This is a genomic window from Cobetia sp. LC6 (genome assembly GCF_030264805.1).
Lineage (GTDB): Bacteria > Pseudomonadota > Gammaproteobacteria > Pseudomonadales > Halomonadaceae > Cobetia.
The window spans coordinates 1-472 of the sequence record NZ_JASSPL010000041.1; the positions used below are offsets into that span (position 1 = coordinate 1).

Below are 472 nucleotides of genomic sequence, written 5' to 3' on the forward strand. Positions count from 1 at the left end.
GATCTGACGGCGACGACCTGCTGATCGACCTGATTCCGCAGCCCAACAGATTACCCACCTGCAGCGGCTGCCATCAGCCCAGCACCACCATCCACGAATACTGCCAGCGCTCAATCCGTGACCTGCCCATCCTTGGCCGTGAAGTGCGGTTGAATGTGGGGCTGCGGCGCGTCGGGTGCAGCACATGCGGCAAGAGAATGGAGTCAACCTGCTGGCTTGACCGCTATTCGCGAATGACCAAGCGCTTGGCCGAAGCTGTGGTCCAAGCCTGTCAAAGACTGCCCACTCTGCACGTCGCCGAGCTGTTTGGTTTGCATTGGGACAGCGTGCGCTTGCTGGAGCGACGGGCGCTACAAGACGCACTGGAGAAGCTACCGAAGGCGCAGCCCAGACGCTTGGTGATGGATGAGTTCGCTCTATTCAAAGGACATCGCTACGCCAGCGTGGTGCTGGATGCCGATACCCGCCGGGT

At 60.8% G+C, this 472-nt stretch carries 1 protein-coding gene; it reads left to right on the top strand.

All coding sequences use genetic code 11. The features are described from left to right. Positions 1-472 (top strand): helix-turn-helix domain-containing protein (locus QQF40_RS17035; RefSeq protein WP_285462037.1); only part of this gene is annotated, 472 nt, incomplete at both ends.